The organism is Bacillus cereus group sp. BfR-BA-01381, from assembly GCF_022663555.1.
In the GTDB taxonomy this organism is placed as follows: domain Bacteria; phylum Bacillota; class Bacilli; order Bacillales; family Bacillaceae_G; genus Bacillus_A; species Bacillus_A pacificus.
The window spans coordinates 24,972-43,850 of record NZ_JAKUFR010000042.1 but is presented as its reverse complement, the minus strand read 5'-3'; the positions used below and the strand labels follow the sequence as shown (position 1 = coordinate 43,850).

The window sequence follows — 18,879 nt, the reverse complement described above, 5'->3', positions numbered from 1 at the left end:
ATTGACACTCGTACATATAAGTAACTATACTGGTTACACGAGCTTGGTAAACATATCAAATAGTCCCTTATTATAAGTGTATGTCTATAGATTTTTTTCGAAATAATAGTTTAAATTAACTAATTATTATTTACCTGTATTATAGTGAATTTGCCAACCTACTCTATTGTTTAAACTAAGTCATATTACTTATAAGATTCACTATAAATGATAAATTTACTAAGCTGTAATATTATTTTAGGAGTGTTACATTTTGAAATACAAATTAATTGCTACAGGAATTCTTGCTGGAAGTCTACTATCCTATTCTTCTGGTATTTTTGCAGATACTCATAAATTCCCAGATGTTCCTGCATGGGCTGACAAATCCGTTAATTATTTAGTTGATAAACAGGTATTGAATGGTTATCCAGATGGAACTTTTGGTTCTAGCGATACATTAGATAGAGCTTCTGCAGCAACCATTATGACAAAAGTTCTAGGTATACAAGTTGATACAAGTGCAAAACCTTCTTTTACAGATTCTCAAAATCATTGGGCAAGCCCTTATATTGCGGCTGCTGAAAAAGCAGGAATTATAAAAGGTGAAGGGAATGGATTATTTAATCCTTCTGGAAAAGTTACTCGTGCTGCAATGGCAACAATGTTAGTAAATGCATATAAGCTACAAGATAGAACAAATAGTAATGGGCAAAGTAAATTTGATGATTTAAAAGGACATTGGGGTGAAAAATTCGCCAATATTTTAATTGATTTAAAGATTTCTGTTGGTACTGATAATGGTTGGCAACCAAATAAATTCATAACACGTGCAGAAGCTGCACAACTTACTGCCAAAACAGATACCCTTCAATCCAGTCCGAAAAACCCTTTAGAAAGTAAAACAATCATTATTGATCCTGGACATGGTGGTGCAGATCCTGGAAAGCCCACAAAAGGATTGTCAGAAAGTAAAATCGTATTAGATACTTCTTTACGCCTACAACAATTGCTTGAAAAGCATACACCATTTACAGTTTTACTAACACGTGAATCTGATACTAGGCCTGGACATGACCAAAAAAGCTCTTTACAGGAACGTGTTAAATTTGCTAAGCAAAATGAGGGTGATATCTTTATAAGCATTCATGCAAATGCTTTTAATGGTAATGCAAAGGGGACAGAAACATACTACTATAATTCTTCTGAATCCGAAAAAACAAATCCTCATGTAGAAGAAAGCCGTGTTTTAGCGGAAAAAATTCAAACACGTTTAGTAGAGGCTCTTCAAACGCGTGATAGAGGCGTTAAACATGGAGATCTTCATGTTATAAGAGAAAACGATATGCCAGCTGTGTTAACGGAATTGGCTTTTATAGATAATGGTATCGATTACAGTAAACTATCTACAGCAAACGGCAGACAGATTGCAGCAGAAGCTATTTATGAAGGGGTTTTAGATTATTACGAATGGAAAGGAAATAATGTATCTGAATATAGATTATGATAAGCAAAAGAAGATTTAGCAATTCTAGTAATAAGTAATTTATAAATTGCTAAAGTATAGTTTTGTTATTTGTAATGATTTTTAGTTTTATAGTGTATACTGGCGCCGACTTATTAAGAATTATAAATAAGTCGGTGTTTTAGTTAGAGTCCTTCATGAGTCTATAAAAAGTTATGGACAAAAAAAGATGAATAGTTCGACTAACAATAAGTTATTTTGAAAGAAATCTTTTGAAATGGACATAATAGAAATAATAATTAGAAACAAATTTAATAAAAAATGATGAAAGACTTAAGAAGGTGAATATATTGCGTAAACATTCACATGTGCATTTTTATGTATTGATATTGGCTCTAATAGCTTATTTAAGCTTTTGCTTTATATTTTTATTTGTTTTTCCGAATCAGTATTTTGTATCAGATTTTAATATACGATTATCATCTTTAGTTGTTGAAACTATTGTACTTATTTCATTACTCTATTCTATAGTATCCAGAAAAGTTAAGTTAGGAGTGTTTTGGGCTAGTATTACTATTGCAATAGGGTGTTTCTTGATAGGGAATTTTATATCTGCTTTTCAAGTATTTAATGTAGAATTACCAATACAAAATTTTAATATCTCTGATGTATTTTTGTTGTTTTTCTTATTCTTCTTTCTCTTTGCGTTCTTTTATAAAATCATGATGGAATGTAACAAATGGGAGAAAGCGTATTTAATTTGTGATTTATGTATTGTTGTTACTGCTATTTTCACCTTAGAGTGGTACCTATTTAATAAACCTTCTGCAAATATTTTATTCTTATCAATTGGAGATGTTTTTCTTTCATTTATTTTCCCGATTATAGATCTATTGCTTCTTTTACTAGGAGTTAGCCTTATCTTTCGACCAGCAATTTTTAATGCGAAAAGTAAATTATTTATTTTCATCTTAGTATTAACTGGATTGTCTATTACGGACTATTTATATTTCTATTTACAAGATGATTTATCACATCGTTCACTCATATTATTAAGGTGTTTGTATAGAGTTTCTCTATTATTTATTGCCATTGCCGCTACTATCCCAAGGAATGCATCTTCTAGAAGAAATTATTTTATTATTAATCCGACATTTGGAAAGAAACTTCTTGTCATATTTCCTTATCTTGCAGTTGCAATCTTAATTGGTTTTACTTTAAAAGAGCAAACTTCTTCAGCTACACTGATTACGGGCAATTGTATTGCCTTTGTATTTGTACTGATTCGTCATACAATTGTACGAATGCAAAACAAAGATTTAACCGAAACATTAAAAGTGTTTAATAATCAATTAGAGCAAAAAGTATCTCAAAGAACAGCGGATTTAATAAAAAAATCTAATGATTTGGTGAAAAATCAAGAGAGGTTTAAGTCCTTATATGAGTACCACCCAGATCCTATTTTAACGATTGATTCAAATGGTACCATTTTAAATATAAACCAGTCTGGAAGTGTATTATTAGGGAAAGACAGTGCTGCATTAATAGGAAAAGAGTGCTTCTCTATTTTTTTTGATGAAGATAAATCTGAATTGGAATCGGCTATAAAGAAAGGGAAACGATGTAGTTCATCTTCGTTACAGTTACGTGTGAAAAATAACAATGAGAAGGATATACTTTTTTGGTATGTCACTATAGTTCCTATTATGATAGAAGGACAACCCTTTGGGAGCTATGTAATGGTAAAAGACATAACGAGGATGAAACAACAACAGGAAGAGATAAATTATCTTGCATTCCATGATACGGTGACGGAGATTGGAAATCGTATATTCTTTCAACAAGAATTAGATAGATCCATTAAGCGTGCACAAAAAACAATGGATAAGTTTGGCCTCTTGTATATAGATTTAAATCGTTTTAAGACTATTAATGATACACTGGGTCATTCGATTGGTGACAGGGTTTTAAAAGAAGTTGCTAAACGTTTTAGGACATGTCTGTCACCGCCTATTCCTCTAGCAAGAATAGGTGGTGATGAGTTTGCAATCATTGTCCATAACCACACGGAACAGCAGCTATTGGATTTGTGTAAAAATCTATTTCGTATAACTGATGAACCATTTGTAGTAAATTATCATAGTTTTTACTTATCTCTTAGTATAGGAATAGCAGTGTATCCGTTTGGAGGAATAAATACTACTACACTTTTACAACACGCTGATATCGCTATGTATAGTGCAAAGGAAAAAGGTAATAATGCTGTTTGTATGTATGACGAGACATTATCTCAAAAAGTAACTCGTCGATTACGATTAGAACAGGATTTACCAAATGCAATTGAAAATAATGAATTGTTTTTATTGTATCAACCACAAATTGATAGTAAGGAAGGAAAGGTTATTGGTGCAGAGGCTTTAATACGTTGGCAACATCCAGAGCTTGGGCTGATTTCTCCTTTTGAGTTTATACCTATAGCAGAAGAAACGTCGCAGATTATTTCAATTGGGAAGTGGACGTTACAGAAAGCGTGTCAACAACTGAAAGAATGGCATTCTATGGGCTTTTCAAATCTAAAGATGGGGATAAATTTATCAGCTATAGAGTTTGAACAGAAAGATTTTGTTCAAACGATTATTTCTACTATAGAAGAAATAGGAGTACCAGCTAACTTGATTGATTTGGAATTAACAGAGCGAATTGCCATGGTAGATGAGAAAGAAACTTTATCGAAGTTAAAAGCCTTAAAATCATATGGTGTACATTTATCAATTGATGATTTTGGTACAGGATATTCTTCATTAGCGTATCTACCTTTGTATCCAATTGATACTTTGAAAATTCCAAGAGAATTTGTGAATAGAATTGGAACTTCAAATGATGGAGATGAAATTATTCAAACAATTATTTCGTTAGCCCATACTTTAAATATGAAAGTAATAGCAGAAGGGGTAGAAACGAAGGAGCAATTAACAGTGTTACAACAAAATGCATGTTATCTAATTCAAGGTTATTACTACAGTAAGCCTGTAAATGAAGATGAATTTATTAATTTTTTAAATACGACACAAAATATATAAGTCCCAAAAAATATATGAATTAAAGTGAGAAGACGTTCTACTCATATGGAGTAGAACGTTTTTCTTATGTTTACTTTCAGAAGGTATGCAGTTAAGTTTCTGTTTTTGAGAGTAAATTTAGTATCCATATTCTCATTATTAGATTTGTTTTGAACTACACGCTTATTTAAGTGAATAAAAGTTAGAATAGTTAAGGAAAAGGATAATTTTGTTCTCAATTAACATAATTTTCAAAAATAAAATCTGCGGATGTTAAGATTTGTTATATAATATAGTTGTCAAAGTACTACCCCTGTAGTTTCTATGATGAATTGGTAAGATAGTTTGTTTGTCCCATATATTCACGTGATATAAAAAAACTTGTAGAGATTCCTGCAAGTTCTTTTTTTAAGGATTAAATGTGAATCTGAAATAAAGTAACGAGTTTTTGAGGGGAGAAAAGTAAATGTTTATAAAAGCAGAAAGATTACTAATACGAAAATTTGAATTCAAGGATTGGGAAGCTGTTCATGAGTATACATCAGATAGCGATGTTATGAAATACATACCTGAAGGGGTTTTTACTGAAGAAGATACAAGAAATTTTGTAAATAAAAATATGGGGGAAAATGCTAAGAGCTTTCCTGTGATACTAATAGGTGAAAATATCCTGATTGGTCATATTGTTTTTCATAAATATTTTGGTGAACATACTTATGAGATTGGGTGGGTATTCAATCCTAAATATTTCAATAAAGGATATGCTTCTGAAGCAGCACAAGCTACATTGAAATATGGGTTTAAGGAAATGAAATTACATAGAATTATAGCTACATGTCAGCCAGAAAATACCCCATCATATCGAGTGATGGAGAAAATTGGAATGAAGAGAGAAGGCTATTTCAAGAAGTGTATACCCCATGGAAATGAATGGTGGGATGAATATTATTACGCCATTTTAGAAGAAGAGTAGTGTCTCAGAACGTATTATTAAAATCAAAATCATAATTAAAATTGTGCTATCATTTTTTGAGAATTGCTTGGTCTATAAAATAATTAAAATGTGGGTGGTGCTCTATGCCTATCAAGCTAACATTATACAAGTTTAATTTCATGTAAGATTTTTTCTTTTTTCTAAAGATCCAGTGTAAGTTCTTTAAAAATTTGCATACTAAATAAATCCTATCGGGCTTCAATTTTTTTGATTACGCTACCTGATTGTGGGACATAGAAAAATTATATACGATGCCTAAGATATCAATGACTGTTTTCTTCTTATACCTATCGGATTTTCGTCCGTTTTTCTGTAAGAGATTAAACAGATGAAACAATATCTTTGTTAATTCTTGGGTTTCTTTTGTAAAGATTGATAAAGAAGTGAAAAATATTCTTTTATGATATAAATCGCTTTATATTCGCTTAATTTTCGTTTCTTTTTGCTGAAGAGTAATTGGTGCATTTTGAAACATGGTGGAGGAATAAAAAAAGGTGCTAATTAATTGTCCATATAAATGACATTTAAGTCGTCCTTAATTGATGTACACCCCAAATGTTAGACACGAACAACAATTGGAGTGTACTTTTTTATGGTTAAATTTACACGAGAGGAAAAAGTAAAGATAGTAAGAAGGTTAGATAAACATGATGGAGTGAAGAGATTTGTAAAATCTATAAAGGTTCATCCAAGAGTGAATTAAAAGATATAAAGCAGTGCGGTATTTCAAAACAGTTTATTCCGCAAAATACATATGGATTGATGCTGTTATCCATTCCAATCTTTGTAATAATCTGATGTAGACGTTAGCGCAAAAAAGTCCGCAATCTATTATTAGTAATTCATGAAGATGAGAATAATAAAAAAATATTTCTTAATTTTAATATTTAAAACTTATGTATACGTGTTACAATGAAATCCTCCAATTTATTTTATTCTTCTATTTAGAATTTATGGTTTAATATCTGATAAAACAAAAGTGACTGTAGTAAATAGATAAATGAATGAAGTGAAACGGTCAGAGTGGTTTAAAGGCTGTTAAGCATAGTTATTCAAAAAATAAATTCACTTAGTTAAGTTGAAGAAAATTTAGTATGGTAAGGGTTTCATTCAATGTGAATCGTTCTAAATTAAACTTTTGATTCAATTAAAGCTAAAAATTATCTTTTAAATGAAGTCTATGTTTCCTCCAGTTAATTTAGAAGAATTCGTAGTCCTAACATTACTTACTGTGAACTACTCGCCACTTAGCAAAGCTTGAAGTGGGAGCTTCTCAGTTCCACGACGAAAGTAACCTTTCGTCTCCCTGAGCGTTACTTCGGGGTGTTCCACCCCTAGATGTCCAACGCATGGATGCTCTTTTGGTACGGTTGATATTTTACGCAGGAATCGAACGGCTTGGTTTTCGCACTCTATTTTCTTCCTGCAACCTTCTATATTAAGTTATCAAAGAACTTCATATAGCTAGTTCATCAAAAGTTTTTGGCTATGCCAAACCGAAATTCATCTCCCACCTATCGTTGGGCTACGCTCTTCACACGCTTGAGGAAGGAGAATTCTTTCGGGGAATACGATAATAAAATACATATTTGAAAGGGGGATAGATACAACTTCACTTGTAAAAAAACGAATCACTATATGAGAATATGAAGGCAAAGAGATGTAATGGTAATTTCATTTCGAATAATACCATAAATGAATGTAGAAAAAATAAAGGAGCAAACAATTAAATAAACTATATCAGTTGTAAGAATGAAAGGGAGAAGTAGATAGTGTTTAAAATAAAAGAAAGATTGGAACAAATGAAGCTTAAAACGAAGTTGTCTATGGCATTTATTGCAATATTAATTATACCAAGTCTTATCGTAGGAGCATCATCTTATGATAAAGCAAAATCAGATCTTAATGAAACAATTCTACAAACTGCGAAAGATAATGTAAGTATTTTAAATAAGATAGTTGATGATGAATTAGAAAATAAATATGGAGATGTAACTCATTTTGCAAAGATACTTACTCAAGGGGATTATAATGCTGACCAATTGCAAAATGTACAAAGTAAATTTGATCAATACATACAGTTACATCCAGAGATAGAAACAATTTATACTACATCTAGTAATAATCAATTTATTCATGCCCCCGTTGGAAAAGTACCAGAAGGATTTAATCCGTTAGAAAGTAGTTGGTATAAGGATGCAGTAAAAGCTAATGGAGAGATTATTGTTTCGTCTCCCTATAAATCAAAGGCTACAGGAAATATGGTAATAGCAATTGCAAAGCAAAATGCTGATAAAAGTGGTGTCATTGGTGTGGACTTGAATATTGATGATATCGTAAAAACTTCTAAAATGATAAAAATAGGAAAACAAGGCTTTGTATCTATAGTAAGTCAAGATAAGACTATAGTTGTTCATCCTACACTTAAGCCAGGTGAGAAATTAGAGAAATCATTAGCAGATGAACTATACAAGAAAGAAGATGGAGTAATTACTTATACTCTTAATGGCGAGGATCGAAACATAAGCTTTAAGACAAACAAAAAAACAGGTTGGAAAATAGCTGGCGTAATGCCTACGAAAGAAATTGAAGAGGCTACCAATCCTATTTTTTATAAAACGCTCACTATAATAGGGGCTTCATTGTTGTTAGGTGGAATTGTAATTTTCTTCATTCTTAAATCTATTATTAATCCATTAAGACAATTAGTTATTTCAGCTCAAAGAATTAGTCAGGGGGATTTAACTGAGAAAATAGATATTCGTTCAAAGGATGAACTGGGTCAATTAGGTGGTAGTTTCAACACAATGGCAGAGTCGTTACGTAATATAATTTCTCGAATTAATACATCTGCAGGACATGTGGCAGCTTCATCTGAGGAACTAACCGCTAGCGTAGAGCAAGCAAGTGTTGCGACAGAACAAATTACAAAAGAAATGGAAGAAATATCAAATAGTGCAGAAGTTCAAAATAATGAAGTTGCGTCGGGAGCGAAATTAATTGGTGAGGTAACACGAAACATTCAATGCGTGGCAGATAATGCTTCTGAAGTATCGGCCTCATCCTTATACACAAAACAAAAAGCCAATGAGGGTGAACAATTAGTAGAACAAACTGTAACGCAAATGCAGTCTATACATCATTCTGTTTCTCAATCCGATAATGTAATTAAATTATTAGATAAGAAATCGCAGCAAATTGGAAGTATATTAGAAGCAATTCAAACTATTGCAGAACAAACAAATTTATTAGCATTGAATGCAGCAATTGAAGCGGCTAGAGCAGGAGAACAGGGGCGTGGATTTGCAATTGTTGCCGATGAAGTCAGGAAGTTAGCGGAGCAATCATCCGAATCTTCAATGGAAATTGGAAGTTTAATTAATGAAATACAAGCAGATGTACATGAGACTGTAAAAGCTATGAATGAAGTAGGCGTTGAAGTGCAGTCGGGAATTCAAGTTGCGAATGATACAAAACAAAGTTTTTATGAAATTTCAAAATCTGCAAATGATATTGTGTCAAAAGTACATGGTATGGTGGAATTATCAAATAAAATGACAAGTGATGCAATGAAAGTCGATACATCAATTAATCAAATATCTATGGCTGTGAAAGAGAATTCTTCAAGTATGCAAGCGATAGCTGGTTCATCTGAAGAACAACATGCTTCGATGGAAGAGATAAATTCTTCGGCAATACAATTAGCACAGATGGCCGAAGAACTTCAAGAATTAATTGGTGGATTTAAGATTTAAATTCAGATTCTAGGATAGGATCCTAGATAGTGTGTTTAAGGATAGAAGTTAAAAATCTTATAACGATAAAAGGAGCAATTTAATTTGCTCCTTTTTCACTTGAATTCTACATGAAATTTAGTATCAATGATTCCAAAAGCAACTACTGAGGATCTAATCAGAAGAAAAAGAACCCTATTGGGTTCTTTTTCAAGGCATATTAACAGTAAGGAGAATCATGAAATGCTACTTCAAATCTTTATTAGGGGAAAGATTTTGAAAAAGCTCAACATATATCTATTTTTACATAAATGTAATATATAGTAAATTGATAATCTTTATACTTACTATTACTAATATTCAATTAAGATAGTTAACGCTATGTGTATAGTGTTAACTAATGTTTAGTGTAGTATACATTCAGAAATCTAGTATTAGATTACAATTTTCAAAAAAGCTAATGAAAGTAAATAAAATAAACAAAGATCCTGTAAAAAAGTACAGGGTCGATTTCTCTAGTAATAAAATACGAGGCTATTTTTTATTTAGTTTGCTCATTTGTAGAAGAAATTTTACAACAAAAGAATTACAAGCACTTGATATTGGTTACGGTTATACAGCTGATGGGGGTAAAACATTCCCGTTTCGTGGAAAAGGGATTAATCTTATGCCAACACTTGATGAAGTACTTACCCATTTTCCAGACCGTTCTTTTCTTATTCATATTAAAAGTGATGATGAAAATGAAGGAATCCAATTGGCTACTCACCTCAAGAAATTACCAGCGAAGCGCCTTAATCAACTAACTGTATATGGTGGCGATAAACCAATTGCTGCGATAAAAGAGCGCATCCCTAGTTTACGAACAATATCAAAAGCGACCATGAAAAAAGATCTTATTACTTATATGGCATTAGGATGGACTGGCTACATACCTTCAAGCCTGAAGCATGGAGAATTACATATACCAGACAAAGTAGCTCCTTAGCTTTGGGGATGGCCAAATCGTTTTCTTAATCGAATGGATAAAGCAGATACTCGAGTTATCATTGTAGGAGGAAATGGGTCTGGGTTTTCAAGTGGATTTGACTCATCTGAAGATATAAAACGTCTTCCTGAAGATTATACAGGTGGAATTTGGAAAAATTGCATTGATAAAATAGCACCTATATATAAGAAATAAGGGATAATATAACAGTCGAAGTTTTTTCATCTGTTTAACCATTTATATTTTAATAGAAGACTTATTAATAATTTTAAAGGTTTATATACCGATAAACACCCCTAATTTCCTATGAATAATGGAAATCAGGGGTGTTTTTTAGATGAATGGAACTTATTTTATAAGATGGTTATCATTCAATAGCTGACATTACGGCGAAGTTTTCTGTTAATTCTGGAACGATTAAAAGCTTGGAAAAAGGAGAGAAAGATAGATTTGAGCGTAGAGAGAAATTGTAATTAAAGTAAGATAGGAAGAAGACTAGCATTGAGAAATATAAAAGATGGAAGTAACATAGGGGATTTACGCATAAAGTAATATTGACAGTTAAATTAACGAAATTTTCAATTTAATAGATTAAATACATGGTGTTTTTAAATTATAATAATGTTATTACGATGAAAATAAGGCTACTAAATAGTTATTTTAAAAATCAATTTTAGATAGGAAGAGGATAATGAAGACCAGAGATAGTTATAAAATTATTGTAATTGGTGCTGGGACTGCAGGAATATCTTCTACTGCACATTTGTTACGAAATGTACCCCTATTGAAAGAAAGTATAGCAATTATTGAACCATCAAAAAAACATTATTTCCAACCACTATGGAGTTTAGTGGGGGGAGGAATTGTTTCAAAGGAAAGTACGATGCGTAATCAAGAATTGCTTATTCCAAAAGGGGCAACGTGGATTCCTAAAAGTGTCGTTAAGTTGTTTCCGGAAGAAAATAAGCTACTTTTAAATGATGGAATGCTGCTTGAGTATGAAATTCTTATTGTAGCAGCTGGTATACAAATAAATTGGGACGGCATTAAAGGCTTAAAGGAGTCTATTGGGACTAATGGGGTGTGTAGCAATTACTCTTATACATATGTTGATTCTACTTGGAAAGAAATTGAAAAATTTAAAGGAGGAAATGCGGTTTTTACCCACCCCAATACTCCTATTAAATGCGGCGGTGCTCCACAAAAGATTATGTATTTAGCAGAAGAGTATTTTTCTAATAGCGGTGTAAGAAACAAAAGTGAAGTGATGTTTTATACCGCGAACGCAAACATATTTCAGGTTCCACGATATGCTAATACATTAGAACAAGTACTAGAAAGAAAGAAAATTATAACAAATTATAATAAAAACTTAGTAGAAATTATTGCCGAAAAGAGAGAAGCAATTTTTGAAGATACGCAAACGCTGAAAAGAGAAACGGTACCCTACAGTATGATTCATGTTGTTCCACCAATGGGACCACCTAATTTTATTAAAGAGAGTGAAATAAGTGATTCTCAGGGGTGGGTAGATATAAACCCATATACTTTACAACATGTACAGTATAAGAATATTTTCGGACTTGGAGATTGTACCAATTTACCCACCTCTAAAACTGGAGCGGCAATTCGAAAACAAATACCTATCTTAAAACAAAATATTATGGACGTACTTAACGGAAGAGACTTGCAGGCTAAATATGATGGGTATACATCTTGTCCGATTATTACTGGTTATAAAAGTCTGATACTCGCTGAATTTAACTATAAATATGAGCCTCAAGAAACGTTTCCATTTAATCAAGCGAAAGAACGGTATAGTATGTTTTTACTTAAAAGATATATGTTGCCCTATATGTATTGGAATTTTATGTTGAAAGGGATCCTATAAGAGAAAAGAGAAAGTGGTTATAAAAATTAAAATTGAAAAGCAAATTGAAATAACTATTTGGAGGGAATAGCTATGCTTTTAAAATATTTTTATGATGAAAAATTAGCACATGCTTCTTATTTAGTAGGTTGTCAGAAGGAAGGCGTAGCAATTGTAATTGATCCAGGTCGCTATATAGAACAATATATAGAATTTGCTAAGAAAGAGGGGATGGAAGTAGTTGCTGCGGCTGAAACTCACATTCATGCAGATTTTCTTTCTGGGTCTAGGGAACTTGCTAATCTTTATCATGCAAATTTATATGTATCTGATGAAGGAGATTGTGATTGGAAGTATCAATATCTTAACGAAGGTCGATACAATTTGGTTAGAGAGGGCACAGAGTTTAAAGTAGGTCATATAAAATTTAATGTAATTCACACACCAGGGCATACGCCTGAAAGTATTTCTTTTTTAGTAACTGATACAAGTCAAAATAACTATACGAATAATAAGCCAATAGGAATATTCACAGGCGATTGTATATTTGTAGGAGATATAGGAAGACCCGATTTATTAGAAACCGCTATAGGTATGAAAGATACTGCTAAAATAGGAGCGAAACAATTATTTGATTCTATACAAAAAATAAAAATACTCCCTGATTATTTGCAAATATGGCCATCACATGGTGCAGGAAGCGCATGTGGAAAAGCATTAGGAGCAATTCCGACTTCTACATTAGGTTATGAAAAGATGTTCAATTGGGCATTTCAGTGTAATGAAGAAAGTGATTTTGTATCGACTTTATTGACGGGACAGCCAGAGCCTCCAAAATATTTTTCATTAATGAAGGATTTAAATAAGTACGGTCCACCAATTCGTAAGAAGAGAGAAGTTTTTGCTATTAAAACAGTAAAAGAACTTCAAGAAGTTATGAGGAGTGTTCAGCAAATAGTTGATATAAGGGATGTAGAGAGTTTTGCTTCTGGTCACATCGAGAAATCAATTAACATACCGTATAACAATTCCTTTACAACCTGGTGTGGATGGTTACTAGATTATAAAACAGAAACGATAATCATTCTAGATGAGGAAAAAGTTAGAGTTGAGGAGGTTATTAGAGACTTTGAATCTATTGGGTTAGATAATATTATTGCTTTTGCACCCTTACAAGTTATACAAAGACTTGATAGGTTTGAAAGTTACAAAGAAAAAACATCAATTGAATTATATCCACATATAAAAGATGGAAGCGTTAAGGTAATCGACGTGCGTAGTAAAAAAGAGTGGGAGGAAGGACATCTTTATGATGCAATACATATCCCTTTAGGAAATCTATTTAAGCAGCTAGATTGTATACCAAAGGATTGCTCAATCGTTTTACAATGTCGAACCGGATTGCGTTCCGCTATAGCAGCTAGTATTTTACAAAGAGCTGGTATAAAGGAAGTGGTTAATCTAAAGGGAGGATTTCTTGCATGGAAAAAAGAAGAGCTTCCTTATACAACTTGTAATCTCAATGTGTAGGGAAATAATTTTTTTAATTTATCCGATAAGGAAAATTACGGATTACATAGGAGTATATCTATAAATAGGAGAACCACATTAAAATAGGAGAAATAGATAATTTATTCTATAGACCTAAATTTATTCAGAATTATGCTGATGAGCAAATAGATATAGTTTTATCAGGACACGCTCAGGGTGGACAATTTAGTTACTATTTATCAGCAAATTAGTGGCTCCAAATCAAGGTGTTTTACCTAAATATACAGTCGGTTTATATAAAAAACAAAATAAGTCTATGGTAGTGAGTATAGGATTAGGTAATAGTATCATTCCGCAAAGAATTTTTAATAGGCCAGAACTTGTAGTCGTACAGTTAAATTGAACTGTACGACTTTTCTATACAGAAAAAATAGGACATATGCATTTTATACAAGTTAACATTACAATTTTGTTAAAAATTTTCTACGTTACATAAAGTAACAAAATTTGACCCGAAGAGTTTGTTATAGTGTAAATAATCAAAAAAATCAAAAATTAGTCGAGTGAAAATTGTGATAAGTAATTCATGTAAAAAACTTAAAGGGGTGTACACATGCATAAAGAATACGAAATTGAAGAGTATACGGCGATTGAGGAACAAATACATTATTATTGTAAATGTTTATTAGTAACTCATCCTGATCAAATTATAAAGTATTTAGAAAAAAGATTAGAAAAATATGCAGAAACATTACAATATGCACATTTATATCCCGACACAGTTATATTACCGTTACAGCAATTAGTTATCGAATATTCTTTAGATGTTGCTAGAATTAGGAAGTATATGAATTTAAAAACGTAAAGTAAAATTTATAGTTTAAATGAAACAGAGTCGACTTTAGGAAATAAAATTCTAATGTCGACTCTGTTTCATTGTTTAATATCGTCGAGTGAAAATACATACTAATCAATGAAGTTTGACATATAATTACGCAAGAGTAAAATAAAAGTGAGTACTCACTCATTTTAGGGAAGGGGGAAGAATACGTGAAGCAACCTGCCATTATTTTACGGACTGTATCAAAAAGTTTTGGGAAAAAAGAAGTTTTACACAATCTTTCATTACAAGTTGAAAAAGCAGAGATATTTGGTTTAGTTGGCCCTTCAGGTTCTGGGAAAACGACTCTTATTAAATTGATTGCAGGTATTAACGAAGCAACGGAAGGTGAAGTGCTTGTTTACAACACGAACATGCCTAATTTAAATGAAATGAAAAGAATTGGTTATATGGCTCAAGCTGATGCATTATACGAAGAACTATCAGCATATGAAAATGCAGATTTTATGGCAACGATGTACGGATTAAAGGGAAAGCATAAAAAAGAAAGAATTGAAGAAGTTTTTGACCTTGTACAATTATCACAACATATGAAAAAGCAAGTGCAGCATTTTTCAGGCGGGATGAAGAAGCGTTTATCATTAGCAATAGCACTCATTCATGAACCTGAAATATTAATTTTAGATGAGCCAACAGTGGGGATAGATCCACTTCTTAGAAAAACGATTTGGGAAAAATTTTATGATTTGAAAAAGAAAGGTACTACCATTATTGTAACAACACACATTATGGATGAAGCTGAGTTTTGTGAGCGTCTAGGGTTGATTAGAGAAGGAAAGCTAGTTGCGATTGGAGCGCCTGAAGAATTGAAAAAGCTGGTATCATCGGGACGGATTGAAGATGTCTTTTTGTTGAAAGAGGTGGCCCTATCATGAGAGTTACTGGTGTAATTATTCGTATTATTCGCCAATTTTTTCGAGATAAGCGTTCGTTAGCCATGATGTTTGGAGCACCTATGTTATTACTTTGGTTATTATCGCTAGTGTTTACACAAAAAGACTATGTACCGCATATCGCAGTTGTTGATATGCCGGCTCAGGTAGTAAAAGTGATGAAAAATCAGGAAGCGTCAATTTATGAATATAGTAAAGAAAAGGCAATGTCTGAGCTAGAAAATCAAAAGGTAGATGCAGTAATTCGTTTAGAAAATGGAAAAATGAATATTGTATTAGAAGGTAGTGATTCGTCAAAAAATCGTGCTGTACTTCAAATATTACAAAAAAGTACAGAGAAGAACGATGTATCGATAATGAAACCTGAAGTGAACTATTTACATGGCTCTAAAGACTTTACGATGTTTGATGGGCTTGGCCCTGTATTGATCGGTTTCTTTACATTTTTCTTTGTATTTATTTTATCGGGGGTGTCTTTCGTAAGAGAACGTTTAAGCGGTACGTTAGAAAGGGTATTATCGACTCCAATTAAAAGATGGGAAATAGTTGTAGGATATATTATTGGTTTTGGGATCTTTGCATTTATACAATCCATTATAATCGTAAGTTTTTCAGTTTATATTTTAGATTTGTATGTAGCTGGCTCTATATGGCTAACCCTACTTATTACATGTATGCTTTCTTTAACGGCATTAACTTTAGGGACGTTTTTATCAGCATACGCAAATAATGAATTTCAAATGATTCAGTTTATACCGCTTGTCATTGTGCCACAAATATTCTTTTCTGGTTTGTTTCCAATTGAATCGATGAATAAGTGGCTCCAAATGTTAGGGAAATTATTTCCGCTCACATACGGCGCTGACGCAATGAGACAGGTGATGATTCGAAATCAAGGATTTACAGAGATTGCATTAGATTTAACTGTTTTACTATTTTTCTCAGTATTATTTGCAGTAGGGAATGTATTTGCATTAAAGAAACATCGAAAAATATAGTGATGAGATAAAGGGGCATTATAGATGAAGAAGGATTGGCTGGAAGAATTAATTGCCGCAACAAATACAGACAAACGAAACGAACGTCAAATGCGTATATTAGAGGCGGCTGTTGATATGTTTGGAGAAAAAGGCTATGCTTCAACTTCAACAAGTGAAATTGCAAAACGGGCTGGTGTAGCGGAAGGAACAATCTTCCGCTACTATAAAACGAAAAAAGATTTATTGTTAGCAGTTGTCATGCCGACATTAACGAAGTTTGCTGCACCATTTTTCGTACAAGCATTCGCAAAGGAAATATTTAAATCGGAGTATAAATCATATGAGGGGCTTCTAAGAGTTGTTATTCATAATAGATTTGAATTTGCAAAAAAGCATTTTCCAATGATAAAAATATTAATTCAAGAAGTGCCATTTCAGCCGGAACTGAAAAATGAAATACAGCAGTTAGTTGAAACAGAATTACTTTCACATTTTAAAAAATTGATTGAAAAGTTTCAAGAAAAAGAGGAAATTATTGAAATGCCCCCAGCTACTGTTTTACGACTTACTTTATCAGCTGTATTAGGTTTATTATTAACACGATTTTTATTATTGCCAGAAGAAAAATGGAATGATGAAGCGGAAATTGAAAATACGATTCAATTCATATTGTACGGATTAACGCCACGAATTTAATCATAGGCAAAAATGTGTTGCAGTGTGAAGTACATATTTTCCATTTAAAAAAATAATAAATCGCCTTTAAAAAGGCGATTTATATCCATTATATATTTTGGATAAATAAGTACTTGTTTACTAAAAATGTTCTAAATTAACGTGTTTCTTTGTCTCTTCTTCTAAGGCCTAATAATCCTGCTAGTCCTAATAAACCGAGCCAAGCCCAATTATTATTTCTATCACGATTATCATTTATATCATTTGTTGTATTTACATTTCGAGTTCTTACATCATTATTAACTCTGTCTAAGTTATTGTCATTAACTCGAGTTGAAATATCAGTGTTATTAACTCTATTCATATTAGTTCCATCATATTCAGCTTGTGCAGATGTACCTAAAAACATAATAGATAGTGCTAAAACACTTAAAATAGATGATAATTTTTTCTTCATAACGCTCCCTCCTTTCTTACATATTAATTTCTCCAGAGCATGTGTGTATTATTCGTTTCACAGTTTCTGAACCGTCATTATAAAGGACACATTTATAGAAAATAAAGTTGAATGATTGCTAATATTTTATTGGCTATATATTTATCATAAAATTAAATGAATCAGACTTTGCTTAAAATGTTAATCTTAGTACAATTTATATTATACGGACTAGCATGAAGGAGGTAATGAAATGAGACAATTTGCAAAACCTACAATCGTTGTAAGTAAATGTTTAGAGTTTGACGCTTGTCGTTATAATGGGGAGATGATTCCGGATGTAACAATACGAAATTTGCAGCCATTTGTTACATTTATACCTGTTTGCCCAGAAGTCGAGATTGGATTGGGGACTCCTCGTGAAACGATACGCATTGTAGAAGAAAAAGGGGTGAATAAACTTGTGCAACCGTCTACAAGAGAAGACCTCACTGAAAAAATGGAGCAATTTTCAAATGAATTTTTACAAACGATATCAGATGTGGATGGTTTTATTTTAAAAAATCGTTCACCAAGTTGTGGTACGCGTGATGTGAAAATTTATTCTGGTTTTGAAAAAGCACCAGCAAAAGGAAAGGGACCTGGTTTATTTGGCGGAGCAGTAATAAAAAATTTTTCGCATCTTCCAATTGAAGAAGAAGGTAGATTGTCGAATTTTATTATTAGAGAACATTTCTTTACAAGGTTATTTACAATCGCATATTACAAGATGATGAAACGGAATAAAAATATGAAAGACCTCGTATCGTTTCAGTCGGATAATAAATATTTATTTATGGCATATAATCAGGTAAAGCAAAAGGAATTAGGGCGTATTATTGCAAATCACAAAAATGAAAAGATTGAAGTTGTATTTGAAAACTATGAGAAGACTTTATATGAATTATTTATGCGCACACCCCGCTATACATCGAATGTAAATGTATGTGAGCATATTTTTGGATACTTTAAAACAAAGCTGAAAAAACAAGAAAAAGATCATTTTTTAGATCTGATACAAAAATATAAAGAAAAGAAAATTCCGCTTAGTAGCTTACTTGCAATTTTAAAATCATGGGCTCTTCGATTTGATGAAAAGTATTTATTAAGACAAACATATTTCGAACCATATCCTGAAGCTTTAGTAGAGATTTCAGATTCAGGTAAAGGTAGAGATTATTAAACAAAAAATTACATAATTCGACAATGAAACTCCTATGTTGTTGTAGAACAATGTAGGAATTTTTTTGTGCATTAGTACAGAATCTGTTTTAAAATTAAATTATGACAGAATTATAACAATTATCTAACTAATATTCTTGTCTTTTCATTCGTAATGTTTGTAGTAGAAACTCGCACGCTGTCGAAACTCAAT

At 32.1% G+C, this 18,879-nt stretch carries 12 protein-coding genes and 3 pseudogenes; 13 read left to right on the top strand and 2 right to left on the bottom strand.

Annotated features, from left to right (window positions below; translation table 11 throughout):
• Window positions 1–253: 253 nt before the first annotated feature.
• The 3 genes from MR079_RS15900 to MR079_RS15890 all read left to right on the top strand — a co-directional run bounded on the left by MR079_RS15900 (window position 254) and on the right by MR079_RS15890 (window position 5,476).
• Window positions 254–1,486 (top strand): N-acetylmuramoyl-L-alanine amidase, encoded by a 1,233-nt coding sequence (locus tag MR079_RS15900; protein ID WP_087996941.1) that lies wholly within the window; start codon window positions 254–256, stop codon window positions 1,484–1,486.
• Between the two features lie 308 nt (window positions 1,487–1,794).
• Window positions 1,795–4,524, top strand: a complete 2,730-nt coding sequence (locus MR079_RS15895) for an EAL domain-containing protein (RefSeq protein WP_242294263.1) — start codon at window positions 1,795–1,797, stop codon at window positions 4,522–4,524.
• A gap of 445 nt (window positions 4,525–4,969) precedes the next feature.
• On the top strand, window positions 4,970–5,476 hold the full coding sequence (locus MR079_RS15890; protein ID WP_070806058.1) for a GNAT family N-acetyltransferase: 507 nt from the start codon (window positions 4,970–4,972) through the stop codon (window positions 5,474–5,476).
• A gap of 232 nt (window positions 5,477–5,708) precedes the next feature.
• Here MR079_RS15890 and MR079_RS15885 read toward each other — a convergent pair.
• Window positions 5,709–6,029 (bottom strand): annotated as a pseudogene (locus MR079_RS15885) (IS4 family transposase); the annotation flags it as partial.
• Window positions 6,030–7,269: 1,240 nt separating this feature from the next.
• On the opposite strand from MR079_RS15885, the gene MR079_RS15880 reads away from it, so the two are divergent.
• The 9 genes and pseudogenes from MR079_RS15880 to MR079_RS15840 all read left to right on the top strand — a co-directional run bounded on the left by MR079_RS15880 (window position 7,270) and on the right by MR079_RS15840 (window position 17,050).
• Complete coding sequence (locus MR079_RS15880; protein ID WP_242294262.1) at window positions 7,270–9,252, top strand: methyl-accepting chemotaxis protein; 1,983 nt, start codon at window positions 7,270–7,272, stop codon at window positions 9,250–9,252.
• A gap of 544 nt (window positions 9,253–9,796) precedes the next feature.
• Window positions 9,797–10,414 (top strand): annotated as a pseudogene (locus tag MR079_RS15875) (PI-PLC domain-containing protein); the annotation flags it as partial.
• A 496-nt stretch (window positions 10,415–10,910) separates the two neighbouring features.
• Window positions 10,911–12,110 carry an FAD/NAD(P)-binding oxidoreductase gene (locus tag MR079_RS15870; protein ID WP_242294261.1) on the top strand — a complete coding sequence of 400 codons (1,200 nt, stop codon included), beginning with the start codon at window positions 10,911–10,913 and terminating at the stop codon, window positions 12,108–12,110.
• Between the two features lie 72 nt (window positions 12,111–12,182).
• Window positions 12,183–13,619, top strand: coding sequence for an MBL fold metallo-hydrolase (locus MR079_RS15865; protein ID WP_139869087.1), 1,437 nt, complete (start codon window positions 12,183–12,185; stop codon window positions 13,617–13,619).
• Between the two features lie 101 nt (window positions 13,620–13,720).
• Window positions 13,721–13,983, top strand: a pseudogene (locus tag MR079_RS15860) (metallophosphoesterase); the annotation flags it as partial.
• Between the two features lie 210 nt (window positions 13,984–14,193).
• On the top strand, window positions 14,194–14,445 hold the full coding sequence (locus MR079_RS15855; protein WP_000548624.1) for a hypothetical protein: 252 nt from the start codon (window positions 14,194–14,196) through the stop codon (window positions 14,443–14,445).
• A 185-nt stretch (window positions 14,446–14,630) separates the two neighbouring features.
• Window positions 14,631–15,356: an ABC transporter ATP-binding protein gene (locus MR079_RS15850; protein ID WP_242294260.1), complete on the top strand. Its 726-nt coding sequence runs from the start codon at window positions 14,631–14,633 to the stop codon at window positions 15,354–15,356.
• The gene (locus MR079_RS15845; protein WP_242294259.1) at window positions 15,353–16,372 is read left to right on the top strand and encodes an ABC transporter permease; all 1,020 of its coding nucleotides are present in this window, start codon (window positions 15,353–15,355) and stop codon (window positions 16,370–16,372) included. The genes MR079_RS15850 and MR079_RS15845 overlap by 4 nt, the downstream gene beginning before the upstream one ends.
• A 24-nt stretch (window positions 16,373–16,396) precedes the next feature.
• Window positions 16,397–17,050 carry a TetR/AcrR family transcriptional regulator gene (locus tag MR079_RS15840; protein WP_242294258.1) on the top strand — a complete coding sequence of 218 codons (654 nt, stop codon included), beginning with the start codon at window positions 16,397–16,399 and terminating at the stop codon, window positions 17,048–17,050.
• A 136-nt stretch (window positions 17,051–17,186) separates the two neighbouring features.
• Here the strand turns inward: MR079_RS15840 and MR079_RS15835 are convergent, their stop codons facing one another.
• Complete coding sequence (locus MR079_RS15835; protein WP_242294257.1) at window positions 17,187–17,486, bottom strand: WGxxGxxG family protein; 300 nt, start codon at window positions 17,484–17,486, stop codon at window positions 17,187–17,189.
• Window positions 17,487–17,718: 232 nt separating this feature from the next.
• Here MR079_RS15835 and MR079_RS15830 point away from each other — a divergent pair, with 232 nt between their 5' ends.
• Complete coding sequence (locus MR079_RS15830; RefSeq protein ID WP_016717529.1) at window positions 17,719–18,687, top strand: YbgA family protein; 969 nt, start codon at window positions 17,719–17,721, stop codon at window positions 18,685–18,687.
• Window positions 18,688–18,879 lie beyond the last annotated feature (192 nt).

Coding starts and splice junctions, on each gene's coding strand:
- MR079_RS15890 (WP_070806058.1), top strand. CDS start 4,970: ATGTTTATAAAAGCAGAAAGATTACTAATACGAAAATTTGAATTCAAG.
- MR079_RS15870 (WP_242294261.1), top strand. CDS start 10,911: ATGAAGACCAGAGATAGTTATAAAATTATTGTAATTGGTGCTGGGACT.
- MR079_RS15865 (WP_139869087.1), top strand. CDS start 12,183: ATGCTTTTAAAATATTTTTATGATGAAAAATTAGCACATGCTTCTTAT.
- MR079_RS15855 (WP_000548624.1), top strand. CDS start 14,194: ATGCATAAAGAATACGAAATTGAAGAGTATACGGCGATTGAGGAACAA.
- MR079_RS15845 (WP_242294259.1), top strand. CDS start 15,353: ATGAGAGTTACTGGTGTAATTATTCGTATTATTCGCCAATTTTTTCGA.
- MR079_RS15840 (WP_242294258.1), top strand. CDS start 16,397: ATGAAGAAGGATTGGCTGGAAGAATTAATTGCCGCAACAAATACAGAC.
- MR079_RS15835 (WP_242294257.1), bottom strand. CDS start 17,486: ATGAAGAAAAAATTATCATCTATTTTAAGTGTTTTAGCACTATCTATT.
- MR079_RS15830 (WP_016717529.1), top strand. CDS start 17,719: ATGAGACAATTTGCAAAACCTACAATCGTTGTAAGTAAATGTTTAGAG.